Source organism: Priestia sp. VA7 (assembly GCF_055710015.1).
Genome location: NZ_JBVQPN010000001.1, coordinates 12,293 through 37,486 on the forward strand (window position 1 = coordinate 12,293; position 25,194 = coordinate 37,486).

Here is a 25,194-nt window from a genome sequence, read left to right on the forward strand (position 1 = left end):
AAGGTTATAGAAAAGGGTATGATAAAAATAACGCTCTCGAGGTCTAAAGAGTACTGAATAGATCATAAAGATTTTTGATTCATTTAATGAAAAGGCATAATTTAGACAAGCGAAATTAATTTTTTCTCGTGAATCGCGATGCTAGATTTTTTTGAACTGAAAGTTTATAATAAGTTAGTTACAGACTTAAGAAAAAAAGATGAACGGGGGGACGTAGTGTGATTGCAACGACCGAACAGTTAGTACAAGAATACATTAAAGATGCGATTGAGTGTGCAAAAAATGAAAATCACCCAAAATTGGTCAGTTTAGTGAAAAAAGTAAGACCTATTGACCCCCTTATTTTTTATGCGAACGGACATGACCAGTTTTATAAAGAACGCTTTTTTTGGAAAGATCCCAACAGTTATTATACATTTGTTGGATTAGGATATGCGCATACTATTTGCACCAATGCGGCAAAAGAACGTTATTTCCACATTGAAAATGAATGGAAGCGCTTTATAAAAGAAGACTTTTATAAAAATAACCAAATTTCCCCTGATGGGACAGGTCCTCTTTTATTTGGAGGATTTTCATTTGACCCAAATCAGTATCAAGAAAACTATTGGAGTGATTTCCCGAGTTCAAAATTTATGATTCCAACTGTGTTATATACTCAGGTAGACAAAGAAGGATACCTTACCGTTAATATGATGGTTAAAGGACAAGATTCTGTTAAAAAGCACATCAATTATTTCGAAGAGGTCCAAAAACTTGTTCTTTGTGAAGAGTACGACGGGGAATCCCATATTTCACCTTTGCTGTTGGAAAAAGAGGAAATTGGTGTAGAGAAATTTAAAGGAAATATTGAAAGAGCTACTACTTTAATTAAGCAACAGGCTATAGAGAAAGTAGTTCTTGCTCGTCAATTAAAAGTGAAATTTAATGAAGATATTTCTACTGAATACGTGCTTCAGCGTCTGTTGAAGGAACAGCCAACTAGCTACACATATATTTTAGAGGGAGAGCATCAGCATTTTATCGGCGCTTCCCCAGAAAGGCTAGTGCAAAAACAAGGAGATTATGTGTTTTCCACATGTTTAGCGGGTTCGATTCCAAGAGGAAAGACAAGGCAGGAAGATCACGAACTAGGTGAGGAATTGCTTCAAGATCCCAAGAACTTAATTGAACACGATGTTGTTGTTCATATGATTAAAGAAGCGATGAATTCTTATTGTTATGAAGTAGAAATTCCAAGTACGCCAAGTTTATATAAAACAAAGCATATTCAACATTTGTATACACCTGTTAAAGGGCGTATAAAGGAAGATGTAACGCTATTTTCATTTATTCAAAAGCTCCATCCAACACCAGCGCTAGGAGGATATCCTCAACAGGAGGCCTTGCCTATTATTCGACAGCTAGAATCCTTTGACCGAGGGTGGTATGCAGCTCCTTTAGGATGGATGGATATCAACGGAAACGGTGAATTTATAGTAGGAATCCGCTCTGGTGTTATTCAGCAAAAAGAAGCCGTTTTATTTGCGGGCTGTGGAATTGTAGCAGATTCTACGCCTGAAAGTGAATATGAAGAAACAAGAATTAAATTCAACCCGATGCTTTCAGCTTTAGGAGGGATTATGCGTGGAACACATTAAATCATTAACAACGTATATTGCGTCATTCGTGGATGAATTAGTAGAAGCAAATGTTGAAGAAGTAGTGGTCAGTCCAGGGTCACGTTCAACGCCTATTGCGATGCTTATGGCTGAGCACCCTGATATTCATGTGCACTTAAATATTGATGAACGTTCCGCCGGCTTTTTTGCTCTAGGAATAGCAAAAGCAAAGAAAAAACCAGTGGCGCTTGTATGTACATCTGGAACAGCTGCAGCGAATTATTATCCTGCAGTAATTGAAGCTCACTACTCACGCATTCCTTTAGTAGTTATCACAGCGGATCGTCCCCATGAGTTAAGGGATATAGGTGCCCCGCAGGCCATTAATCAGAATCATCTTTTCGGTCAATATGCGAAGTGGTTTGTAGATACAGCTTTACCAGAAGAAAGTGCAGATATGAATCGTTATATTCGAACAGTAGCTTCAAGGGCTGTTCATACAGCTCAAGCTATACCGAGCGGTCCTGTACACATTAACGTACCTTTACGTGAACCGATTGTACCAGATTTATCTATTGAAGATTTATGGAGTCAAGGGAAACGCGGTAAATCATATGTGTCTGCTATTCATGGAGAAGCATCTCTATCTGAAAAAGGTTTCGAAGAAATTGCGAAGCGCTTAGAGGGAACAACAAAAGGAATTATTATATGCGGAGATCAAATGTCTTTAAAAGCAGTAGACAGCGTATGCCGTTTAGCTGAATCTTTAAGCTTTCCAGTGCTCGCAGATCCGTTATCACAATTAAGAAGCGGCAAGCATTCAAAAGAAAATGTAATAGAGACATATGATACATTTTTAAAAAGTGATAAGGTTGATGAGCGTTTTTACCCGGAAGTTGTCATTCGTTTTGGCGCGATGCCGGTATCGAAACCGCTATTGCAATTTTTGAAAGCACACGAGCCGACAGAAATGTTTGTAGTTGACCAAGGTAAAGGCTGGAGAGACCCTACTTTACGTTCGACAGTGATGATTGAAGCCGATGAGACATTATTTTGTGAAGAACTGATCAAGCGTCTTTCAGCGAATCAAGAGGAATCTACTTCATGGCTGAGTCTGTGGAAAAAGATTAATGCTCAAACTGCACAGGCTCTGAGAACACTAACTTCTGGCCAGGAATGGTTCGAAGGACAAGTAGTTCAAGAAATTGTTGATGTAGTACCTGAAGGCACGGCTTTGTTTGCTGGAAATTCAATGCCTGTTCGAGATATTGATTCTTTCTTCTTAAATACGGAAAAAGATATTCCACTCTTTGTAAATCGGGGCGCAAATGGAATTGATGGTGTAGTTTCTTCTGCTCTAGGCGTAAGCACGGCTTACGATCACACCGTTTTATTTATTGGTGACTTATCGTTTTATCACGATTTAAATGGTCTGCTGGCAGCTAAAATGCATAATTTAAATTTAACCGTTGTGCTAGTTAACAATGACGGCGGAGGAATTTTTTCATTTTTACCGCAGTCAAAACAAGAAAAGCACTTTGAATTTTTATTCGGTACGCCAACTGGATTAAACTTTGAGCATGCCACTCGTCTGTATGATGGCACATTTTCTTCAGCAAGCAGCTGGGAAGAATTTCGACATGCAATGAACCATGCTTTCACAAAGGGCGGGTTGCATGTTGTAGAGATTCGTACAACTCGTACAGAAAATGTAGAGACTCATCGCAGTTTGTGGAAACTTGTTTCCGAGGAAATAAATTTGTCAAACGGTGAGGAATAGGCAATGAGGTATAAATTAAGTGGTGTATCTTACCATGTGCACACCGAGGGAAAAGGAGAGCCGCTGCTTCTGCTTCACGGCTTTACCGGCTCTTCTCAAACTTGGCGTACCTTTATGAAGAAATTCGTTAAAGACTATCAGGTAATTGCTGTTGATATTATTGGTCATGGCCAATCAGCAGCTCCCAAAGAAATCAAACCATATTCAATGGAAGCAGTTGTTGAAGCACTGCATGAGCTTCTTCAACAGCTATCTTTATCACAGGTGAATGTAATTGGATACTCGATGGGAGGAAGGCTTGCTCTTTCATTTGCCCAGCGATATCCACACCATGTGAAAAAGTTGGTATTAGAAAGCGCATCGCCTGGTTTAAAAACGCGAGAAGAACAAAAGCTAAGAAAAGAAAAAGATGAACAGCTGGCGAGCCGCATTATGAAAAATGGAATTGAAGAATTTGTTAAATTTTGGGAGGGAATTCCTCTTTTTCGTTCTCAAAAGCAATTGCCTAGCCATGTTCAAGAAGCGGTGCGTAAAGAAAGACTTTCGCATACAGAAATCGGCCTTTCCAACAGTTTGAAAGGAATGGGAACAGGAGTCCAGCCGTCCCTTTGGGAGAAGCTGGACGATCTGTTGATGCCGGTGTTGCTTATTACAGGAGAAGTAGATCAAAAGTTTTGTTTAATTTCCAAAGAAATGCAAACATTAATACCAAATGCTACTTCTAGAATTATTTTAGGGACAGGCCATGCAATTCACGTGGAACAACCCGAGATTTTTGGTAGAATAGTAAGTGAGTTCTTAGCTACTACATAATTAGGAGGAAATAAAGATGACAGTTGAATGGACATCAGTACGTCAGTATGAAGACATTTTATACGAAACATATAACGGAATCGCTAAAATTACGATTAACCGTCCGGAAGTGCACAATGCATTCCGTCCAAAAACAGTAATGGAATTGATCGATGCATTTGCTTATGCTCGTGACGATGCAAGCGTTGGAGTAATTGTATTAGCAGGTGCTGGAGATAAAGCATTTTGCTCAGGCGGAGACCAAAGAGTTCGCGGCCACGGCGGCTATGTAGGAGAAGATGAAATTCCACGTCTAAACGTTCTAGATTTACAGCGTTTAATTCGCGTAATTCCAAAGCCGGTTGTTGCGATGGTATCAGGCTATGCAATTGGTGGTGGCCACGTTCTTCACGTTGTATGTGACTTAACAATTGCAGCGGATAACGCAGTATTTGGACAAACAGGTCCTAAAGTTGGAAGCTTCGATGCAGGATATGGCTCTGGTTACTTAGCTCGCATCGTAGGTCATAAGAAAGCGCGTGAGATCTGGTTCTTATGCCGTCAGTACAACGCTCAAGAAGCACTAGACATGGGATTAGTAAACACGGTCGTTCCATTAGAACAGCTTGAAGCTGAAACAATTCAATGGTGTGAAGAGATGTTAGAAAAAAGTCCAACCGCTCTTCGTTTCTTAAAAGCAGCATTTAATGCTGATACGGATGGCTTAGCTGGTATCCAGCAATTTGCGGGTGACGCAACGCTTCTTTATTACACAACCGATGAGGCAAAAGAAGGTCGCGATGCATTTAAGGAAAAACGCAATCCAGACTTCCAACAGTTCCCACGTTTCCCTTAAACAGCTGAAACAGCTTGGTGATTATCATCAGGCTGTTTTTTCAATTTAATTTAGTTAATCAGTATAAAAAGGAGAGAAATTCATGAGTAGCCAAACGATTCCCAATGGGCTTATGCAAAGAGCATATTTGACGCCAAATCGAGTGGCGGTAGAAACATCCCAAACGTCTCTTACGTTTCAAGAGCTTCATAAACGTGTTCAAAAAGTAGCACAGCAGCTTTCGTTTAACGGTGTAAAGCAAGACGATACCATTGCTTTATACATGAAAAATAGAGTGGAGTTTATTGAGATTTTACATGCGGTTTCTTATATTGGTGCAAGGTTGCTGCTCGTCAACACGCGTTTGACAAACGAAGAAATTAATTATCAGCTAACAGATGCAAACGTGTCGTTGCTTATTGCGGATGAAACATTTTTAATGAGAGAATTCCAAAGTTCCATTACTCAGCTTACTTTACCTGCTTTAAAAAGTTCTCCAGAAGCAGAAACGGATTTTCAAAAAACGTGGAATCTCGAGGAGACATTTACCATTATGTATACGTCCGGAACAACAGGTCATCCAAAAGGAGTGCTGCAGACGTATGGAAATCACTGGTGGAGTTCCGTTGGCTCAGCGCTTAATTTAGGATTAAACGAAACAGACTGCTGGCTTATAGCAGTTCCTTTGTTTCATATTAGCGGCTTATCTATTTTAATGCGGAGCGTCTTTTACGGAATGAAAATCATTTTAGAAGAACGGTTTGAAGCAAGAGCAGTAAATGAAGCAATTGAAAACAAAGAGGTAACGATTATTTCGGTTGTCACTTCCATGCTGTCCAACATGCTCGATGAGTTAGGGGAACGAAAATATCCGCATACGTTTCGATGCATGCTTTTAGGAGGAGGACCTGCACCGCTTACTATTTTAGAGGCTTGTGTGAATAAAGAAATTCCTGTTTATCAAACGTATGGAATGACAGAAACATCTTCACAGTTCGTTACGCTTTCACCTGAAGATAGTTTGCGAAAACTGGGATCAGCAGGTAAACCATTATTTCCATGTGCAATGAAAATTGTAGATGAAAAAGGAAATGAGACCAGCGAAGCAGGAGAAATCATTGTTAAAGGTCCAAATGTTACAAAAGGATATTTAAATAAACCAGAAGCTACTGAAAAAGCCCTTCAACAAGGCTGGTTCTATACAGGAGATATCGGGAAAGTGGATGAAGAAGGCTTTCTATATGTATTAGACAGACGTTCAGACCTTATTATTTCAGGTGGAGAAAATGTATATCCAGCTGAAATTGAAAATGTTTTGTTGAAGCATCCCGCTGTTAAAGAGGCCGGTGTAACGGGAGTAGGTGATGAAAAATGGGGACAAGTGCCAGCTGCATGTATTGTTGTAAACGAAGACGTTTCAGATGAAGAATTATCTTTACACATTCAACAATTTTTAGCAAAGTACAAACTTCCAAAGTATTTCGTTCGAGTAGAGGAGCTGCCGCGAACAGCTTCTAATAAAATCATACGCCGGAAGCTATCATCGTTCATACAGAAAAGGAGCTAATCGATGATTATAAAAAAAGTACACCTTTATAAAATTGACATGAAGCTTCTTTCTCCTTTTTCAACAAGCTATGGTACAGTGCAGGATCGAGAATTGATTTTGCTTGAAGTAGAAGATGAACAAGGATTTACAGGGTGGGGAGAAGTCGTTGCTTTTTCATCTCCTTGGTATACGGAAGAAACGATTCAGACATGTTTTCATATGTTAGACGATTTTTTAATTCCCTCGCTTCTTCATCAGCAGCTTCAAAAACCAGAGGATGTTCAAAAGTTATTCAAACCTCTAAAGCGAAATAACATGGCTAAAGCAGCTTTGGACTGTGCTGTATGGGATTTGTATGCAAAGCGGCAAAACAAGCCGTTATCTGAAGTAATTGGCGGAGTAAGGTCTGCTGTAGAAGCTGGAGTGGTAGTTGGCTTAAATGACATTTCCGTAATGAAAGAACAAATAAAGACTTACATGAAAGATGGCTATAAGCGCTTTAAAGTGAAAATTAAGCCGGGTGCTGACTATGACCTACTGAAACAAATTCGAGATGAATTTCCAAGCATTCCTCTTATGGCTGATGCCAATTCAGCCTATACTTTAAGCGATAGTGATTCATTGAAGAAACTAGATGAATTGAATTTAATGATGATCGAACAGCCGTTAAGTTCTGATGATATCCTTGATCATCGATTGTTACAAAAGCAAATAAAGACGCCAATTTGCTTAGATGAAAGTATTGTGAGCTGTGAAGATGCACGTCATGCAATCGAACAAGAAAGCTGTAAGATTATCAATGTGAAAATCGGGCGAGTTGGCGGAATGTCCGTAGCAAAGCAAATTCATGATTTATGCGTCCAGCATGGTGTAAGACTTTGGGTTGGAGGAATGTTAGAAGCAGGGATTTCACGAGCTCATAACATCGCCCTTGCCACACTGCCTTCTTTCACGATCCCAGGTGATATTTCTGCGTCGTCTCGCTATTGGGAAAAAGATATTATTAAGCCCGAAGTAGAGGTAGAAGCCGGAGTAATAAAGGTGAAGGGAAAACCGGGGATAGGATACGATATTGATAAAAAGTTTATCAAAACAATCAAAGCATTTGAAAAAGAATACAAATAATTAAAAACCGTTTTTTGATGAAAAACGGTTTTTTTATTGAGGTTGTCAATGTTTAGTAGAAAAATAGGACAAATTTTTTAAAAAGAGCACATTGTTCCATCAAGCGTGTCAAAACATGTTATGATGGAATAGTTTGATGAAAAAAGTCGAAGAGTTTTATCGTAAAAAACAAAATTATTTTTGAAAATAGGTTGATAGTTTTCTAAGTTGTCCTATATAATGTGTTTATAACATAACACAATATGTTGTTTTGAAATCTATAATAAAATACTATATTTTGTGTTTTCCAGTGAAAAAGGTGTCTGATAAAAAGACTTAAAAGGGAATTTGGTGAAAATCCAAAGCTGTTCCCGCAACTGTGAATGCTGATGAAATAAGGAGATCCACTGTGAGTAAACATCATGGGAAGGCCTTAAAGTAAAAAGAAGCATAAGTCAGGAGACCTGCCTTTTTTATGTCGTTTTATCTTCTTCGGGAGGTGAGAGGGTAGAGCGAGGATTGAGAAAAGACTTAGTGTCTTCTTCTATCTTCGTTCTATTCGCTCACCGAGGTACGGTGAGCGATTTTTTATTTTGAAGTGAAGAGAGGAGCCATATTTATGGTGAATACATTAAAGCCTACAATTCTACATGAATTAACTGCATATATTGAACGTTTAAAAAAAGAATTTACGCAGCTTGATTTTTCTTTTTATGAGGAAAAGGTTATTCAAACTGTTACAGTAAAGGAAAATATGACGGACGAAAAGGTTGCAAACGTCCTAATTTTGGCAGCCTTAGAGCGTATTTCAATGGAAGAACCCGATTGGACGTACGTAGCGGCAGACGTCTACTTAAACGAACTATATCGAAAAGCAGCGGACAACCGAGGTTACGATAAAAAAGAGAAGTACGGTTCGTTTTATCAGCTTATTCAAGAACTAACAAAAATCGGCATTTATAATAAGCAGCTATTAAAAACATATACAGAAGAAGAAATTAATGAAATTGCTTCAGTCATTATTCCTGAACGCGATCGTTTATTTACATACATTGGATTGTTGACATTAGCAGATCGCTATTTAGCGACATCACATGATAAGCGCGTATACGAATTACCACAAGAACGTTTTCTTATCATTGCTATGACGCTGATGTCTCAAGAAAAGAAAGAAAATCGAACAGTATTAGTAAAAGAAGCGTATTGGGCGCTTTCTAGTCTATATATGACGGTTGCCACACCAACACTTTCAAACGCAGGAAAGAGCTACGGACAGCTATCTAGCTGCTTTATTGATACGATTGATGACAGCTTACGCGGTATTTATGATAGCAATACAGATTTGGCCACGCTTAGTAAAAATGGAGGCGGAATTGGTGTCTACCTCGGTCATATTAGAAGCCGAGGAAGTGATATAAAAGGTTTTAAAGGCGTATCATCAGGAACAATTCCATGGATGAAACAGCTAAATAATACGGCTGTAAGTGTCGATCAGCTAGGTCAACGACAAGGAGCTATTGCCGTATATTTAGACGTATGGCACAAAGACATTTTTTCATTCTTAGATGCGCGTTTGAACAATGGTGACGAACGTCAGCGCACGCATGATTTATTCACTGGTGTATGTTTGCCAGATTTGTTTATGGAAAAAGTAGAGGCACGTGAAGACTGGCACTTATTCGATCCTCACGAAGTTCGTACGCTGATGGGCTACTCGTTAGAAGATTTTTATGATGAAGAAGAAGGCAGCGGTTCGTTCCGCACTCGTTACGCTGAGTGTGTAAATAATGAACAGCTTTCAAGAGAAACAGTACCTGCTATTGAAATCTTCAAGCGCATTATGCTTTCCCAGCTTGAAACCGGAACGCCTTATATGTTTTATCGTGATACGGTTAACCGAGCTAATCAAAACCGCCACGAGGGCATGATCTACTGCAGCAACTTATGTACAGAAATTACGCAAAACCAAAGCACAACGGTCGTAACAGAGGAAATTACGGAAGACGGAAAAATTATTATTACAAAGAATCCGGGCGATTTTGTTGTATGTAATCTTTCTTCTATCAACTTAGCGAGAGCCGTAACTGAAGATGTGCTTGAACGTTTAATTCCAATTCAAGTACGCATGCTTGATAACGTTATTGAGTTAAATGATTTGCCAGTACTTCAAGCAAAACTAACAAACCAAAAGTACCGCGCAGTAGGACTTGGCACATTTGGTTGGAACCATTTGCTTGCCTTAAAGAAAATAGCATGGGAAACAGATGAAGCGGTAGCATATTGCGATGAATTGTACGAGCAAATTGCTTACTTAACCGTACAGGCAAGCATGAACTTAGCTAAAGAAAAAGGTGCATATCCATTATTTAAAGGCTCAGATTTTGAGTCAGGCGCTTATTTTGAAACACGTAAATACACAAGCGAAGCGTGGAGTGAACTGCGTAACGAAGTTCAAAGTAATGGGATAAGAAATGGCTACTTAATGGCTGTAGCACCTAATTCATCAACATCTATTATCGCGGGTTCTACTGCAAGTATTGATCCGATTTTCCGTAAGTTTTATTCAGAGGAAAAGAAAAACTATAAAATCCCAGTGACGGCACCAGATTTATCGCCAGCAACAAACTGGTATTATAAGTCCGTTTATTTAATTGATCAGCACTGGAGTATTAAGCAAAACGCCAAGCGCCAGCGCCATATTGATCAATCCATTTCATTCAACTTATATGTACAAAATGATATCCGAGCAAAAGAGCTGCTGGATCTTCATATGACGGCATGGAAAGAAAAGTTAAAAACGACCTACTACGTACGTTCAACATCAAGTGAAGTGATTGAAGAATGTGAAAGCTGTCATAGTTAAAAGGAGTGAATAATTAATGACAAGCATGTTAAAACGAGAATTAATGAACGAAACAGCTCCGAACCGTTCGACAGGAATCATCAACGGCAAGAGCTCAAATATTCTAAACTGGGATGACGTCCGATTTTCATGGGCGTTCCCTAAATACAAGCGTATGCTAGCTAACTTCTGGACGCCGTTTGAAATTAATATGGGTCAAGATATTAAGCAGTTCCCTCGGTTAACGGCTGACGAACAAGAGAGCTTTTTAAAAATTATTGGCCTGCTGGCGCTACTGGACAGTATTCAATCAGATTATGCTAGCAAAGTAGCTGATTATGTAACCGACTCTTCGATTAATGCTCTAATGATTATTTTAGCGCAGCAAGAAGTGGTTCATAATCATTCGTATTCATACGTTTTATCAAGTCTTGTACCAAAAGGAAAACAAGATGAAGTATTTGAATACTGGCGCACAGACGAAAAGCTTCGTGCTCGAAATGACTTTATTACAAACGGATATAAAGCATTTAGCGAAGAAGCAACGGTTGAAAACTTTTTGAAGTCTATGGTATATGATGTTATTTTAGAAGGCCTTTTCTTCTATAGTGGATTTGCTTTCTTCTATAATCTTGCGAGAAATCAAAAGATGGTGGCGACATCTACGATGATTAACTATATCAATCGTGATGAACAGCTTCACGTTGGGTTATTTGAAAAGATTTTCAAGGAAGTCCTAAATGAAAATCCAGCTTATCGTACGGAGGAGCTAGAAACGTTTGTAGTTGAAACGTTCCAAGAGGCAGCTCGTCTTGAAATTGAATGGGCAGAATCTGTTATCGGAGAAAAATTCGACGGGATCACGATGAAAGAACTGCAGCAGTATATTGAATACATGGCTAATAAACGCTGTAATCAATTAGGCTTTGGCCGAGCTGCTTTCCCAGAAGCACCGATTGAAAATCCTCTTCGTTGGATTATTGCTTATCAAGAGGTAGATTTAGGGAAAACGGATTTCTTTGAACAGAAATCAAGACAATATACAAAAGCATCAGATGCGAATGGATTTGATGATCTATAAATACAAGAGCTGACTAATTTCCTTATTGATTAGTCAGCTTTTTTTAAGTGAATAAGTCCAAGTTCTAACGCACGTGTGGTAATTAAGTCATCAATTTCTTCTGGAATGTTTTCAAGTGTTCCCCATTTATATGTCCATAAATGAGTAAAAGATTGTACATAGATTGGAAAGGTTTGTTCATTTGCTTTTATTGCTTCTTCTTTAAAAAAATGAATCAGTTGTTCAGTTTTCATAATAGTCTCCTTTTTTATGATCTTGAAGAGAGAAAAAAGACAACCCAGAGGCTGTCCTTTTGCGGGTTACGCTTCAGTTGGCTTGAACGTTTTACAGTCTGTTTCATAACTGCTTGCTGCATGTTTTCCGCTATGACTTACCACGTAAATTTCTTCTGCGCTGCAGTGATTTCCATTTTTCCAAAAGTGACAGTTATTTACTTCACAAAGAATGTTTTGTTCCAACGTTAACCCTCCTTTGTATGTGATAGCTATAGTATGGTCAAAATTCAACTAACTTATAAGAAAGGTGGTAGACTTTCATTTTAATTGAGAATTTTTATCAATTAAATATTGACAAAGAGAATCATTCTCAATTAAACTGTGTATATAGTAAAGAATACAAGTTGTTGGCAAATCATTAAATGAATAATTAATTGGGAGGGAACAAACATGTCATCAGTTATGGTTGTAGGAGGAGACAGGTTAAAGCATATTACAGATCGTTTAGAGGGAGAAGGATTTAATGAAGTAATTCATTTAGATGGCCGTAAAAGCAATATGGTGAAGCGAGAAATACCCGAACATATTGGGTTTGTATTAGTTATTACGGATTTTATTAATCACAATATGGCAAAAGTCATTAAAGAGAAAGCAAAAAAACAAAAAAAACCGATTTATTTCGTCAAACATTCATGGAGTGCTATTCGTAAAGTGATTGAGCAAATTTCATGATTTAATTTTTGTTTATTATTGAGAATGAATTTCAATTAGGGTGGTGAGACATAGGTGGAACCGATAAAAGTGCATATAAAGACACTCTCTAACGACCACATCGAACAATTTATTCGATGTCCGTACAAATTTTATCAGCAGCAGCTTCTTTTGAAAAAAACATCTATAGATTGGAAACAGCTCGTTCAAGTAACTGTCCATCAAATCATTAAAACATACTATAGCAAGCCAGTTGAGTATCGCTCAAACCTCTATGTTTTACAGCTTATTGAAAAATATTGGCGCCTAAAGCCAAATATGTTTTCATCACCCGTTCACTATTACGATGTGTTAGCTAAAGTAAGTGATTATTTACTAAGGTTTTTAGGAAAGAAAGCACATATGGAATTACCGCTTTTTGTGTTTGAGAAATACAGCGTTTATGTAGAAGAAATTCAAAGCAACCTTTCTCTAACCATTGATTTTGCTGCATGGACAGAGAAGTCTTATACAGTAACAAAATTCATTCTAGATGACCATGAAGAAGTGAAAAACACCATGAAAGACTTTATTATCGTTTTTTCGAAACAAGCTTTTAAAAAGGTTCCTGAACAAATTCGTTTTTATTCATTATTAACTGGAGAAACAACAACTTATCATATTGCACCAAACGATTATCAAAAATCCATACTTCAACTACATATTGTCAAAAGTGTGTTAATGGAACCAAAACATTTTCAAAAGAATTATGCATCCAGTGAGTGTGAAAACTGTCCTCTTCAACGAGAATGCGTTGAAGAAGGGGATATGCGGCCGACACTGCTGGTGTAAAGGAGCGTCATATACATGAAGGAAATCTTACTAGCTTATGCGAGTATGTCAGGTAACACAGAAGCGATAGCCGATTTGATCGAAGAAGAATTAGTCAAGCATGGATTACATGTGAAACGAGCAGAAGTATATGACATTGATGCTTCTGACCTTGTATCCGCAGAATCTATTATCTTTGGAACTTATACGTGGGGAGATGGAGAGCTGCCAGATGATTTTTTAGATCTTTATGATGAAATGGATGATATAGATCTCAGTCAAAAGCAGATGGCTGTATTTGGCTCAGGTGATTCATCATATGATGTTTTTTGCGGAGCAGTTGATTTAATTGAAGAAAAAATAAAGAGACGTAATGGAAATATAGCCGTTCCCGGTTTGAAAATCGAGCTCTCTCCCTTTGGAGAAGATATAGAAAAATGTAAGATATTTGCTAAAGGTTTTGCTCAAGTAGTAGCAAAATCTGCTGCTTCATAAGAAAACCCGGTCAAGTGCTGACCGGGTTTTTTAATATGGCTTCTTTTTGCTGTATGCTTTATTATCTTTCATAAATAGACGCCAGAAATAAAAGAATCCAGGAAATAAAATAGCAAAACCAACAATATACACAATAAATAAAGAATGAAACGCATCGGGATGTGTAAATCCATTCTCAATCGTTACGTTTGGATAGACAACATAAGGTAAATGACTTCGTCCGTATACGTAACTTGCTAAGAAATATTGAAGGATAATGGATACCACGGCTAAACGAGGCATGCCTTTTCCTTTTTGAGAAGGTAGCAGCAGAGCAATACCAGCTACTACAAATAGACCTACAGATCCGTAAAGAAGGGGCTTAAACTGCATCATTTTATCATATAACCAGCTTGCTTCTGATTGCATTGTAATCATAATAAAGATAGCCATTAGCAGGGAAAGAGGTCCTGTAATGAGCGCATCACGCCGATAGACCGCATAAGCTTCCATTTCGTCAGATGACTTCGAGTAATCTGCTAATAACAGAGACGATAGAAACAGCGAAGAGCTTATGGCAAATCCGATAAATGAATAGACGTGCGGACTTGAAAATACTTTTGCTAAATTTAATTGCTGCGTGCCATCAATTATATCAATAAATCCACCTTGACTTACTGGCAGTACAGCGATTAAAAAAGCAGGAATTAACACGCCGGATATACCGGATATATAAACCAACGCTCTCCGATATTTGAAGCTGCTAGCATAGTGTGAAAACACTAAAAATCCGCTTCGAATAGATAAGAGAAGTAAAATGATACTTCCGGGTATTAGTAACACTGTGCCAAGCGTAAATGTAGCTCGAGGAAAAAAACTAAACAGCGCCACAACAATCGCAACGATAAATACATTGGTTACTTCCCAAGTAGGCGATAGATATCTGTTTGCTACATCTGTAGCATTTGTTTTCGTACGATTAATATATACCATCGACCAAAAGCCAGCTCCAAAGTCCATCGTTCCCATTACGGCATAGATAAAAATGAAGCCCCATATTACAGTAATTGCTAGTAATGAATCACCCATATTCTCACATCCTTTTTAATCTGCTTGCGCAGCAAGCTCTTTAGAAAGCGGATTTCTTCTAAAATAAAACACCAGTACAAGGGCGACTGCGGCCACGAGTACGATATAAACAAGCAAAAATAAAAAAAATAAAATATGCAAATTAGCAGAAGTGGTAACTGCTTCTGATGTACGCATGATGCGGTAAATGACCCAGGGCTGTCTTCCGGTACATGCGAAAATCCATCCGAATTCAATGCCCATGATCGCGAGAGGGCCCGTTGCGACAAATGCCCACATGAAAATTTTAGGGAAGCTTTTCTTCTTTAAAAACTTGTACCAAACAACGCCCACTAGCGCCACTAAAATTAAAATCGATCCGATAATGACCATACCGTTAAACAAGGTATGCACAAAAAGCGGCGGCCAATAATCCCTAGGGAAGTCATTGAGTCCAGTAATCACTGTATTAAAGCTATTACCCGACAAGAAGCTGAGCATCCATGGAAACTCAATTCCATACTTGACTCGCTGTTCTTTTTCATCTGTGAATCCGCCTAAAGCTAATGGTGCATGATCTTGCGTTTCAAATAGACCTTCAGCTGCTGCAAGTTTTTCGGGTTGATATTCGTATACTTTTTGCATAGATTCATGTCCATTCAAAGCCGTTACAAAAGAGAAAATCCCGCCGATTACTAACCCCATCATCAACGCTTTATGATGAAACTTATATTCTCTTGGATTATGTTTTCGCGCACGAAGCATTTTAAAGGCAGCGACTGAAGCAATGACGAAGCCTCCGGTTGTATAAGCAGAAACCGCTACGTGACCGGACGTTACAAAGAAGCTCGGATTAAAGAAAGCTGCCCAAGGATCTACGCTTACAATGTCTCCATTTAAAATTCGAAAGCCAGCAGGTGTTCCTTCAAATGCGTGCACATTGGTAATTAAAACGGCAGAGGCAAGAGCTCCTATTGCTACTAAAATTAGACTGATAATCCTCATTTTTCGAGAAATACGGTCCGCTGCGTATACATAAATAGAGAGAAACAGAGCCTCAATAAAGAAAGCATAAATTTCAATTTGAAAGGGAAGAGCCATCACTTTTCCTACGATTTCCATAAAACCCGGCCAAAGCAACGCTAATTGTACACCAGCAATCGTTCCCGTAGGAATGGCGACTCCAAGCAGGACAGCAGCTCCTTTTGTCCAACGCTGTGCCATAAGTTCATAATCTTTATCTTTTGTTTTGTAGTAAAGAATTTCAGCCAATAAAATCATGAGAGGAATGCCGACGCCAAGAGTGGCAAAAATGATATGTACTCCCATGTTCAGACCAAACATTGAACGTGCAGTAACTAAATGATCCATTCATTTTTCAACCTTTCCAGTAAAGTATTGATAAACCTTATTGTCCACTTTTTACCACGCTTTATGCATCAGAATTGGTAAAACATATAACTTGAAAATAGTAATCATTACGATTATAATAAGTATATATTGTTTTAAAGGAGAGATATTTAATGAAAACAAATATTCATCCAGACTATCGTAAAGTTGTATTCATGGATACAAATAGCGGAACATCATTTTTATCAGGATCTACAAAACAATCAAATGAGACCGTTCAATGGGAAGATGGTAACACATATCCGCTTTTAAAAGTTGAAATCAGTTCGGATACACATCCATTTTATACAGGAAAGCAAAAATTTGCTGATAAAGGCGGCCGTGTAGAACGCTTTAAGCAAAAATATAAATTACAATAAAAAAACTAGCCGGGAGGCTAGTTTTTTTATTAATATAATGCTTTTTTCAACGTATCAATGTTGTGTTGCATAATGGAGAAATAATCTTCTTTATTTTTAACATCGTTTTTTGTTAATGACTCTAAGTTATGAAGTGTTAAAGCTTGAGCTCCTACTTCATTTTTTACAAGCGTAGACACTTTAGGCTTTAAATTTTGGTCAAAGATAAAGTATTTGATATGGTCTTTTTTTGCCTGTTTTACGATGTTTTCTAATTGTTTTTGAGACGGCTCATTTGTAGGAGATAAACCCGCTACGCTAATTTGTTTTAAGCCGTATCGTTTTTCCCAGTAGCCATAGGCTGCATGTGATACTAAAATTTCTTTATGAGGTGCGTCGCCAATCGTTGTTTTTAACTCTTGGTCCACATCTTCAAGCTGAGTCTTTAACGATTGGAAGTTCTTTTCAAACTCTGCTTTTTTATCTGGTTTTAATTCAATAAGTTCGTCTTTAATATTTTCTGCTAATTGAATAGCTAAAACAGGATCAAGCCAAACGTGAGGGTCTGTATCTCCGTGGTTATGCTCTTCTCCATGGGCATGTTCGTCTTCGTGGGCATGCTCATCTTCAGAACTCTTTGCTAATTTAATTCCTTTTGCAGCTTCTACTAAAGCTACATCTTCATTTTTAAGTGTAGACTGTGCTTTATCTGCAAAACCTTCAAGTCCAATTCCTGAGTAAACAAATGCGTCCGCGTTGGCGATTTTGACCATTGTTTTTGTTGTAGGCTCAAATGAGTGCGCGTCTACACCGGTTGGTAAAATGCTTTTAGCTTCTACATATTTTCCACCGATTTTTTCAGTGAAGTCCTGTAAAGGGTAAATTGTTGTGTAAACTTCTAATTTTTTGTTTTTATCATCAGATGCGTTATTTGCACTGCTTGAACTGCACCCTGCAAGGGCTGTTCCAATTCCTAATGCCAGCACCATTAAAAGTGGTTTGAATTTCATTATGTTGCTCCTTCCGTTCGTATCGTAACCATTTATGACCTATGTTATTATATCGTAATTATTACGATTTGAAAACTAAAAAATTACGCACTTACTGTAAACTTCGGAAGAGGATCTTTGAAAGTAGCCCAATCCTGATTCATTTCCTCATTTGTCAGCAAACAGCGGTCTAAAGTTTCAATTATTTCAGCTTTATTCATATCAATACCAATAAACACAAGCTCGTTAATACGATCTCCAAATTGTTCATCCCATTTTGCTCGTAATTCAGGCTCTTCTTTTAAGGTTTGTTCTCTTTCCTCTGCTGTGTACGTCGCCACCCATTCACCCGCTCCTTGAATCATAATGGACGTACCTGCTTGAGAAAGAAGTCCTGCCATATGGTTGCGTGAAGGAAGCCAGAAAAATCCTTTTGCACGTACAATATCAACCGGCCAATTCTCTAACCATTTCATAAAACGTTCAGGATGAAGGGGACGATTCCTTCTATATACAAAAGAAGAAATACCAAACTCTTCTGTTTCAGGCGTATGGTGTTCTTCATTTAGTTCTTTAATCCACCCGGCTCCTTGACTAGCTTTTTCAAAGTCGAATAAGTCGGTATGAAGTATAGATTCAAGTTTTACCTCACTATTAACGGTTTGGATAACAATGGCCTCTGGGTTTAATTTGTGAAGAACAGCTTGCAGCTCATCTGCATCGTCTTTTGTTAACAAATCAACTTTGTTTAACAAAATGACGTTTGCAAATTCAATTTGATCGATTAATAAATCAACTACTTCTCTTGTATCGTGTTCATCCGTTCCTTCTTTGCGATCTAATAAGCTTTCGCCGGATGAAAAGTCTTCCCAAAAGCGATTGGCATCTACTACAGTGACCATTGTATCTAATGAACATTTCTGAGTTAAATCAATGCCAAGCTCTTCATCAATATAAGTAAATGTTTGAGCCACAGGGATAGGTTCGCTAATTCCGGAAGATTCAATGACAATATAATCAATATCACCATTATCAGCTAGGCGTTCTACCTCTTTCATTAGATCATCTCGAAGCGTACAGCAAATACAGCCATTTTGCATTTCAACTAGCTTTTCTTCTGTTCGAGAAAATCCGCCTTGTTTAACTAAGTCTGCATCAATATTTACTTCGCTCATGTCATTGACAATAACCGCGACCTTTAAACCTTCTTTATTTTTTAAAATATGGTTCAAAAGAGTTGTTTTACCTGAACCAAGGTATCCGCTTAAAACGGTAACGGGAATTTTTTTCACTGTTATAACCTACTTTCTTGTTTGTAAATAATAATGATTACGATTTAACACTTTTCATCTTATAGGAAAAAGTATTATAATACAAGAAAGAATTTTTTTATGAAGGAGAAGACAGCAAATGAGCTTATTACAAGATGTTTTAGAATTCAACAAAAAATTTGTAGAAGAAAAGAAGTATGAACTTTACGAAACAAGCAAATTCCCTGATAAAAAGATGGTTATTTTATCGTGTATGGACACAAGATTGGTAGAATTGCTTCCGCACGCTTTAAATCTGCGTAACGGAGATGTGAAAATTGTTAAAAACGCAGGAGCACTTGTTTCACATCCATTTGGAAGTATTATGCGAAGCATTTTAGTAGCTGTGTACGAGCTTCAAGCCGATGAGGTATGTGTAATTGGTCACCATGACTGCGGAGCAGGTAAACTTCAGGCGGAACCTTTTTTAGAGAAAGTGAGAGCAAAAGGCATCTCAGATGAAGTGATTAATACCATTGAATATTCTATGGACTTGAAACAATGGTTAACAGGTTTTGATTCAGTAGAGGAGACTGTTCAGCATAGTGTAGAGACAATCCGTAACCACCCTCTATTTTCAAAAGATACTCCTGTACATGGACTAGTTATTGATCCAAATACAGGAAAGCTAGATGTTGTTGTAAATGGGTATGAAGCAATCGAAAACAACTAAAGCTTAGTGTGATTTTTTCTCAGGTACTTCATCAATGCCACCCGGATGGAACGGGTGGCATTTTAAAATGCGTTTTACAGTCAAATAAGATCCCTTTACGGCACCAAAGCGTTTAATGGATTCAACTCCGTACTGGGAGCAAGTAGGGTAAAACCGGCACCTTGCCGGAAGAAAAGGTGAAATTCCTTTTTGATATCCTTTTATAAGTAAAAGCAAAAGCTTTGCAATCATTTATTATCACGTTCTTTCTTTCGTGTTTGCTCATACTATAAGGGATAGAAGGAATAAAAAGCAACTAAAAGAAATAAAGGTTATTAAATGGATGAAATATATCGGAATTGCATGTTATGATAGGTGAAAGAAGAAAAAAGGAGTGGTATTATGCCATCAGTAGAAAGTTTTGAGCTAGATCATAATGCGGTTAAAGCACCTTACGTAAGACACTGCGGTGTTCATAAAGTGGGAAGCGACGGCGTTGTAAATAAATTTGATATTCGTTTTTGCCAGCCAAACAAACAAGCAATGAAGCCGGACGTTATTCATACGCTAGAGCATTTATTAGCTTTTAATATTCGTACTCATGTAGAAAAATACGATCACTTTGATATTATTGATATTTCGCCTATGGGATGTCAAACAGGGTACTACTTAGTAGTGAGCGGTGAGCCGACTGTACGTGAAATTATTGATTTGTTAGACGATACGTTAAAAGATGCAATTAACATTACTGAAATTCCAGCAGCAAACGAAAAGCAGTGCGGTCAAGCGAAACTTCACGATTTAGAAGGAGCAAAACGCTTGATGAAGTTCTGGCTAGAACAGGACAAAGAAGATTTAGAAAAAGTATTTGGCTAAAAATAAGCAGTCCGCTGGGCTGCTTATTTTATTTGAAAAAAGATGAAGAAGTTTCTCTAAGTCTAAAGAAAGGGAAATGTCTCTTTTTATGAAAAAAATGTTTTAATGAACTAAAAAAGGGTACAACTATATTATACAAAGACTTCACAAAGGAGCGAAAAACATGGCAGTAAATGTAAATGAAATCGTTAATAAACAAGTAGCGAATTTTAGTGTAATGTACATAAAACTTCATAACTTTCACTGGTACGTAAAAGGTGAACAATTCTTCACTCTTCATGAAAAGTTTGAAGAGCTGTATACGGAAACAGCTACAATTATTGATGACCTTGCAGAACGCCTTTTAGCATTAGAAGGAAAACCTGTGGCAACAATGAAAGAATCGTTAGAACTTTCTTCTATTAAAGAAGCGGATGGAAGCGAAACGGCTAAAGATATGGTCGCTTCTTTAGTAAGCGATTTTGATACGCTAACTGCTGAATTAAAAGAAGGAATGGACGCAGCCGGTGAAGCGGGCGACGAAACAACAGGAGACATGCTGTTAGCCATTCATCAAAGCTTAGAAAAGCATACGTGGATGTTAAAATCATTCCTAGGCAAGTAATTAACCTGCGAGTAATCGCAGGTTTTTTTATGGTAAGATGGACGAACACTTTTTTTTCACCGGCATATACTGTAGGGATATGACTGCTGAAAGGGTGAAAAAAGTGGATATGCAGAAGCTTTCTGTCTTGATAATCTCAAGTTTAGGTTCACTGGCTTTTTTTTTATTTGGAGAGTGGGACTATTTACTAATGGCTTTAGTAGCATTAGTGACAATGGATTATTTGACAGGCACGATTGCAGCTTTTATAAATAAACGTTTATCTAGCAAAGTAGGTTTTAAAGGAATTGCCAAAAAGATTTTTATTTTTGCCATGATTGCTGTAGCAAACTTTATCGATTCCGTATTCTGGGAAAACGGTCATATTATTCGAGATGGAGCTACTTTGTTCTATATTTTAAACGAAATGATTTCAATTACAGAAAATGCAGGAATTGTAGGAATTCCAATTCCAGAGCCGCTAAAAAAAGCAATAGCGATTTTAAAAGACCGCTTTAAATCGTAAAGTGTATAAAAAAAGAATAAGATACAAATAAGAAAGATAAGTTGGCACTAGAAAGAAGGAGCTGAATATCTTTCATGACAAAAAAATATTATATATCTCTGAGTTCAGGAGAAATCAATCAGTCAAATACTGCTTCAGATTGGAATTATGCGATTGAAGCAACAGATGAAGAAGTCGAGAAGCTGAGAACGTATTTAGATCAGCGTGCTTCAAGCGATTGGTCAAGCTTTTGGCGATCACATATTCCGTATCTGGAATATCATCATGATTCTCAAAATGATATGTACGATAAAACGACAGTTGAAATATATGCCATGCTTTATCAGCTAGGAGACGATGAAACAAAATCACATATCAAACAGATGAATATTTTATCTTCAGATAGAATGGAATAAGGAGTAAAAAGCAAAGAAAAAAAGTACGAGCATACTTTTCTTATCAGGTATGGCCGTAATGTATGATAAAATAAGGGAAAAATCAAATGGAGTTTGAGTCGACCATGTACACATTTAAGGATGCATATCATAATCAAGTATTTTTATCATTTGAAAAAAATCCATTCTCGAAAACTCCACGTCATGTTTGGGTCGTATGCAGGTATGAAAATCAATGGTTGCTAACGAATCACTCAAAACGAGGTTTAGAATTTCCCGGAGGAAAACTAGAAGGCAATGAAGTACCAGAAGAAGCAGCGGTTCGAGAAGTATTTGAAGAAACAGGCGGAGAAGTCTCTTCTTTAACTTATATTGGGCAATATAAAGTAGTAAGTAAAGGAAAGACCATTATTAAAAACATTTATTTTGCTACTATTGGAAATGTAATTAAAAAAGAAGACTACATGGAAACGGATGGTCCCGTAATGATTGATGAACTACCTTCGGGCATTCAACAAGATGATGCATACAGCTTCATCATGAAAGATAATGTTTTACAATATGTAATGAAATATGTAAAGCGAACATTTTTGTAAAAGTATCCTATCAATGAAAATCCCCCCGTTTGTACGGGGGGATTTTTTATGAGCGTCGGATCAATTTCTTTTCTAAATAAGCAACGCCTTGATACATAATCGTAGCGAAAATGGCAATTAATAATAAGCTGAGAAGAACAAGAGTAAAGTTGAAGACTTGGAAACCATAAATAATCATATATCCAAGCCCTTTCGAAGAAACTAAAAACTCTCCTACGATGACTCCTACCCAAGATAAGCCGACATTTACTTTAAATGTGGAAATAATAGCGGGCATGGAAGCTGGCAAAATGGCTTCTTTAAAGCAGCGGGTTTTCGTTGCCCCAAAGCTTTTTAGTAATTTAATATAGTTTGGATCAACTTCTTTAAATGCTGTGTAAACGACGATGGATGTAATAATAACGGATATAATCGCCCCCATCGTTAAGATTGAGAAAAATCCTGGACCGATCGCTACAATTAAAATAGGGCCCAGCGCTACTTTTGGCATGGCGTTTAAAATAACGAGGTAAGGGTCTAATATGTTTGCGAGCCTCGTTGAATACCAAAGGGCCGTTGCAAGTAAAATACCTAGTAATGTGCCTAAAATGAAGCCAAGAATCGTTTCAAATAATGTAAAACCAATATGTGCTGCCAGCGAGCCGTCGGTAAGTTTAATTAAAAATAAATGCCATACTTTAGTAGGAGAACTGAAAATTAAAGGGTCAATCCACTTTAAACGAGAAGCCAGTTCCCAGAAGCTAAAAAAGGCTAAGAACATGACCAGCTGTACGCTCAGTACTAATCGTTTTTCACCCCGAACCTTGCGAAGGTAGCTTTCGTGAAGAGTATCTAGGGAGCTAGTGGGTTTCAAGTTGATCAAGCTCCTTCCATATGTCCATAAATAAATCGTTATAGACAGGATGCTGTCGTGCTTCAAACGGAGAGAGAGTTCGTAAAATAGAAGGAACCGTAAATGTTTTTGCGATTTTTCCCGGTTTTGCTGAGAATAAAAAGATTCGGCTGCTCATGGCAATAGCTTCGCCGATATCATGCGTGACCAAAACGGCCGTTTTTTGATAGGTCATCAGCGTTTTGGAGACAAGTTCTTCAAGCTTAAGTTTTGTTTGAAAATCAAGTGCTGAAAAAGGTTCATCTAAGAGTAAAATAGCGGGGTCAATGGCAAGTGTTCGGACTAAAGCGACACGCTGTCTCATGCCTCCGGATAACTGATGCGGATATAGGTCACCTACGCCCTGTAAACCAATTTCTTTTAGGAGTAACAGTGCTTTACTCTCTGTTTTATCTGTTAGCTGTCCGCGAATTTCAAGCCCAAGTAAAATATTTTCTTTAATGGTTTTCCACGGAAACAAATAATCTTGTTGAAGCATATAACCGATGTTTGGGACTGATGTTCCGATATTTTCACCGTCTATTGTGACAAAGCCGGACGTTGGTTCAATCAAGCCTGCAATAATCGATAGAAGCGTCGTTTTTCCACATCCGCTTGGGCCGAGAAAGGAAACAAATTCTCCTTCTTCAATAGACAAATTAATATGTTCAAGTGCAGTGGTAGCAGACTTTGTCGTAAGATACATATGCTGAACATCTTGAATGTGAAGTTTTGTCATATTACTCACTCATTGCATCTTTTGCGAATTTTGTGTTGACTAGCTTGTTGTGATTGATGTGTCTTGGAAGTTCTCCAGATTCGTCCATGATTTTTTGTAAATGATCCCACTCTTTTTGATCTAATAAAGGGTTAGTTGCAAAGGATTTTTGAGATTTATAGCGGTCAATAACAGTTTTCAGCGTTTCTTTAGGAGTATCTTCGAAATACGGTGCAACCACTTCGGCAATTTCATCTGTGCTATGTGTATTCACCCATTTTTGTGCTTTGTAAATAGCTCGAGTAAATTTAGCCGCTGCTTCAGGGTTATCTTTTAAATAGCTTTCTTTGGCCATAAATGTTGTATAAGGAACTGTTCCTGATTCTTTTCCGAAGGAAGCAACGATATGTCCTTTTCCTTGTTGCTCTAAAATACTAGCCGTTGGCTCAAATAATTGAACATAATCTCCAGTACCAGAAGCAAAAGCATTCGCAACATTAGCAAAATCAATGTTTTGAACGAGTTTTACATCTTTTTTAGGATCAATATTATGCTGTTTCAACACATATTCCCCTACCATTTGCGGCATGCCGCCTTTACGTTGACCAAGAAACGTTTTGCCTTTAAGCTGATCCCATGAGAATTGATCGACCTTTTTACGCGATACTAGAAATGTTCCGTCGGTTTGGGTTAGTTGTGCAAAGTTGATGACGGGATCACTAGACCCCTGTGCATATACGTAGATTGAAGTTTCCGAGCCGACTAAGGCGACGTCGATGCCGTCAGATAAAAGTGACGTCATTGTCTTATCTCCGCCCCACGTTGTTTTTAAATCTACCTTTAGTCCTTCTTCTTCAAAAAAGCCTTTTGAAATAGCAACGTACTGGGGAGCATAAAAGATAGAGCGAGTTACTTCGCCGACACGAACCGTCTGTACAGATGTTGTTTTGCCGCAGCTAATTATTGGGATGAGTAAAATCATAATAGCAAGCAAAGAAAAGAGCCATTTGATTGGTTTCATAAAGCAAACCTCCTTAAAAGAATAAAATATTTTATGATAATGTATGTAAGAAAGTAGAAGAAGGTGAG

General features: G+C 37.8%; 28 protein-coding genes and 1 riboswitch. Of the genes, 18 read left to right on the forward strand and 10 right to left on the reverse strand.

Annotated features, from left to right (window positions below):
* The first annotated feature begins 218 nt into the window (after positions 1-218).
* The 8 genes from AC0C45_RS00150 (at position 219) to AC0C45_RS00185 (ending at position 11,584) form a co-directional block, all read left to right on the forward strand.
* Positions 219-1,640, forward strand: a complete 1,422-nt coding sequence (locus AC0C45_RS00150; RefSeq protein WP_257061201.1) for an isochorismate synthase — start codon at positions 219-221, stop codon at positions 1,638-1,640.
* Positions 1,627-3,381: a 2-succinyl-5-enolpyruvyl-6-hydroxy-3-cyclohexene-1-carboxylic-acid synthase gene (menD, locus tag AC0C45_RS00155; RefSeq protein WP_047931041.1), complete on the forward strand. Its 1,755-nt coding sequence runs from the start codon at positions 1,627-1,629 to the stop codon at positions 3,379-3,381. Before AC0C45_RS00150 ends, menD begins: the two co-directional genes overlap by 14 nt.
* Positions 3,382-3,384: 3 nt before the next feature.
* The gene (gene menH, locus AC0C45_RS00160) at positions 3,385-4,194 is read left to right on the forward strand and encodes a 2-succinyl-6-hydroxy-2,4-cyclohexadiene-1-carboxylate synthase (RefSeq protein ID WP_128819467.1); all 810 of its coding nucleotides are present in this window, start codon (positions 3,385-3,387) and stop codon (positions 4,192-4,194) included.
* 16 nt (positions 4,195-4,210) lie between these two features.
* Positions 4,211-5,029: a 1,4-dihydroxy-2-naphthoyl-CoA synthase gene (gene menB, locus AC0C45_RS00165; RefSeq protein ID WP_013085280.1), complete on the forward strand. Its 819-nt coding sequence runs from the start codon at positions 4,211-4,213 to the stop codon at positions 5,027-5,029.
* 82 nt (positions 5,030-5,111) lie between these two features.
* On the forward strand, positions 5,112-6,575 hold the full coding sequence (locus AC0C45_RS00170) for an o-succinylbenzoate--CoA ligase (protein WP_237893064.1): 1,464 nt from the start codon (positions 5,112-5,114) through the stop codon (positions 6,573-6,575).
* A gap of 3 nt (positions 6,576-6,578) precedes the next feature.
* A complete protein-coding gene (gene menC / locus AC0C45_RS00175; RefSeq protein WP_171776556.1) occupies positions 6,579-7,682 on the forward strand; it encodes an o-succinylbenzoate synthase in 1,104 nt (367 codons plus the stop codon).
* Between the two features lie 279 nt (positions 7,683-7,961).
* A riboswitch (cobalamin riboswitch) is annotated at positions 7,962-8,147 on the forward strand.
* 133 nt (positions 8,148-8,280) lie between these two features.
* On the forward strand, positions 8,281-10,524 hold the full coding sequence (locus tag AC0C45_RS00180; RefSeq protein WP_257061202.1) for a ribonucleoside-diphosphate reductase subunit alpha: 2,244 nt from the start codon (positions 8,281-8,283) through the stop codon (positions 10,522-10,524).
* A 16-nt stretch (positions 10,525-10,540) separates the two neighbouring features.
* Entirely contained in the window at positions 10,541-11,584 is a 1,044-nt protein-coding gene (locus AC0C45_RS00185) for a ribonucleotide-diphosphate reductase subunit beta (RefSeq protein WP_016765777.1), read from the forward strand.
* 29 nt (positions 11,585-11,613) lie between these two features.
* On the opposite strand, the gene AC0C45_RS00190 is transcribed toward AC0C45_RS00185, so the two are convergent.
* Positions 11,614-11,817: a hypothetical protein gene (locus AC0C45_RS00190; protein WP_013059559.1), complete on the reverse strand. Its 204-nt coding sequence runs from the start codon at positions 11,815-11,817 to the stop codon at positions 11,614-11,616.
* A gap of 66 nt (positions 11,818-11,883) precedes the next feature.
* Entirely contained in the window at positions 11,884-12,042 is a 159-nt protein-coding gene (locus tag AC0C45_RS00195) for a DUF1540 domain-containing protein (RefSeq protein WP_013059558.1), read from the reverse strand.
* 207 nt (positions 12,043-12,249) lie between these two features.
* Here AC0C45_RS00195 and AC0C45_RS00200 point away from each other — a divergent pair, with 207 nt between their 5' ends.
* From AC0C45_RS00200 to AC0C45_RS00210, 3 genes are read left to right on the forward strand one after another with little or no spacing between them, the layout of a single operon-like run.
* Positions 12,250-12,531 (forward strand): DUF2325 domain-containing protein, encoded by a 282-nt coding sequence (locus AC0C45_RS00200; RefSeq protein WP_034648574.1) that lies wholly within the window; start codon positions 12,250-12,252, stop codon positions 12,529-12,531.
* Between the two features lie 54 nt (positions 12,532-12,585).
* Positions 12,586-13,341, forward strand: a complete 756-nt coding sequence (locus AC0C45_RS00205) for a hypothetical protein (protein ID WP_280168751.1) — start codon at positions 12,586-12,588, stop codon at positions 13,339-13,341.
* A gap of 15 nt (positions 13,342-13,356) precedes the next feature.
* Positions 13,357-13,815 carry a flavodoxin gene (locus AC0C45_RS00210; RefSeq protein WP_047931046.1) on the forward strand — a complete coding sequence of 153 codons (459 nt, stop codon included), beginning with the start codon at positions 13,357-13,359 and terminating at the stop codon, positions 13,813-13,815.
* Between the two features lie 30 nt (positions 13,816-13,845).
* On the opposite strand, the gene AC0C45_RS00215 is transcribed toward AC0C45_RS00210, so the two are convergent.
* Together AC0C45_RS00215 and AC0C45_RS00220 are read right to left on the reverse strand one after the other, a co-directional pair.
* Positions 13,846-14,883 (reverse strand): cytochrome d ubiquinol oxidase subunit II, encoded by a 1,038-nt coding sequence (locus AC0C45_RS00215; RefSeq protein WP_171776558.1) that lies wholly within the window; start codon positions 14,881-14,883, stop codon positions 13,846-13,848.
* 15 nt (positions 14,884-14,898) lie between these two features.
* Positions 14,899-16,233 carry a cytochrome ubiquinol oxidase subunit I gene (locus AC0C45_RS00220; protein ID WP_013085272.1) on the reverse strand — a complete coding sequence of 445 codons (1,335 nt, stop codon included), beginning with the start codon at positions 16,231-16,233 and terminating at the stop codon, positions 14,899-14,901.
* Between the two features lie 152 nt (positions 16,234-16,385).
* Here AC0C45_RS00220 and AC0C45_RS00225 point away from each other — a divergent pair, with 152 nt between their 5' ends.
* Complete coding sequence (locus AC0C45_RS00225; protein WP_013059552.1) at positions 16,386-16,631, forward strand: type B 50S ribosomal protein L31; 246 nt, start codon at positions 16,386-16,388, stop codon at positions 16,629-16,631.
* Between the two features lie 29 nt (positions 16,632-16,660).
* Here the strand turns inward: AC0C45_RS00225 and AC0C45_RS00230 are convergent, their stop codons facing one another.
* Positions 16,661-17,620, reverse strand: a complete 960-nt coding sequence (locus AC0C45_RS00230) for a metal ABC transporter substrate-binding protein (protein ID WP_047931048.1) — start codon at positions 17,618-17,620, stop codon at positions 16,661-16,663.
* An 83-nt stretch (positions 17,621-17,703) separates the two neighbouring features.
* Complete coding sequence (locus tag AC0C45_RS00235; RefSeq protein ID WP_080967533.1) at positions 17,704-18,891, reverse strand: GTP-binding protein; 1,188 nt, start codon at positions 18,889-18,891, stop codon at positions 17,704-17,706.
* A gap of 118 nt (positions 18,892-19,009) precedes the next feature.
* On the opposite strand from AC0C45_RS00235, the gene AC0C45_RS00240 reads away from it, so the two are divergent.
* Positions 19,010-19,582 (forward strand): beta-class carbonic anhydrase, encoded by a 573-nt coding sequence (locus AC0C45_RS00240; RefSeq protein ID WP_014457956.1) that lies wholly within the window; start codon positions 19,010-19,012, stop codon positions 19,580-19,582.
* A gap of 3 nt (positions 19,583-19,585) precedes the next feature.
* On the opposite strand, the gene yidD is transcribed toward AC0C45_RS00240, so the two are convergent.
* Positions 19,586-19,813 (reverse strand): membrane protein insertion efficiency factor YidD, encoded by a 228-nt coding sequence (yidD, locus tag AC0C45_RS00245; protein WP_013059548.1) that lies wholly within the window; start codon positions 19,811-19,813, stop codon positions 19,586-19,588.
* Positions 19,814-19,963: 150 nt separating this feature from the next.
* Here yidD and AC0C45_RS00250 point away from each other — a divergent pair, with 150 nt between their 5' ends.
* The 5 genes from AC0C45_RS00250 to ytkD all read left to right on the forward strand — a co-directional run bounded on the left by AC0C45_RS00250 (position 19,964) and on the right by ytkD (position 22,516).
* A complete protein-coding gene (locus AC0C45_RS00250) occupies positions 19,964-20,437 on the forward strand; it encodes an S-ribosylhomocysteine lyase (protein WP_013059547.1) in 474 nt (157 codons plus the stop codon).
* A 163-nt stretch (positions 20,438-20,600) separates the two neighbouring features.
* On the forward strand, positions 20,601-21,041 hold the full coding sequence (locus AC0C45_RS00255) for a Dps family protein (protein WP_013085268.1): 441 nt from the start codon (positions 20,601-20,603) through the stop codon (positions 21,039-21,041).
* 79 nt (positions 21,042-21,120) lie between these two features.
* On the forward strand, positions 21,121-21,546 hold the full coding sequence (locus AC0C45_RS00260) for a phage holin family protein (RefSeq protein WP_013085267.1): 426 nt from the start codon (positions 21,121-21,123) through the stop codon (positions 21,544-21,546).
* A 74-nt stretch (positions 21,547-21,620) separates the two neighbouring features.
* Positions 21,621-21,941, forward strand: a complete 321-nt coding sequence (locus AC0C45_RS00265) for a hypothetical protein (protein WP_013085266.1) — start codon at positions 21,621-21,623, stop codon at positions 21,939-21,941.
* 104 nt (positions 21,942-22,045) lie between these two features.
* Complete coding sequence (gene ytkD / locus AC0C45_RS00270; protein ID WP_013059543.1) at positions 22,046-22,516, forward strand: RNA deprotection pyrophosphohydrolase; 471 nt, start codon at positions 22,046-22,048, stop codon at positions 22,514-22,516.
* Positions 22,517-22,562: 46 nt separating this feature from the next.
* On the opposite strand, the gene AC0C45_RS00275 is transcribed toward ytkD, so the two are convergent.
* The 3 genes from AC0C45_RS00275 to AC0C45_RS00285 are packed head-to-tail and all read right to left on the reverse strand — an operon-like array spanning position 22,563 to position 25,126.
* The gene (locus tag AC0C45_RS00275; protein WP_034648585.1) at positions 22,563-23,369 is read right to left on the reverse strand and encodes an ABC transporter permease; all 807 of its coding nucleotides are present in this window, start codon (positions 23,367-23,369) and stop codon (positions 22,563-22,565) included.
* Complete coding sequence (locus tag AC0C45_RS00280; protein WP_034648587.1) at positions 23,356-24,126, reverse strand: ABC transporter ATP-binding protein; 771 nt, start codon at positions 24,124-24,126, stop codon at positions 23,356-23,358. Before AC0C45_RS00280 ends, AC0C45_RS00275 begins: the two co-directional genes overlap by 14 nt.
* A gap of 1 nt (position 24,127) precedes the next feature.
* Complete coding sequence (locus AC0C45_RS00285) at positions 24,128-25,126, reverse strand: ABC transporter substrate-binding protein (RefSeq protein WP_237893057.1); 999 nt, start codon at positions 25,124-25,126, stop codon at positions 24,128-24,130.
* Positions 25,127-25,194: the final 68 nt, after the last annotated feature.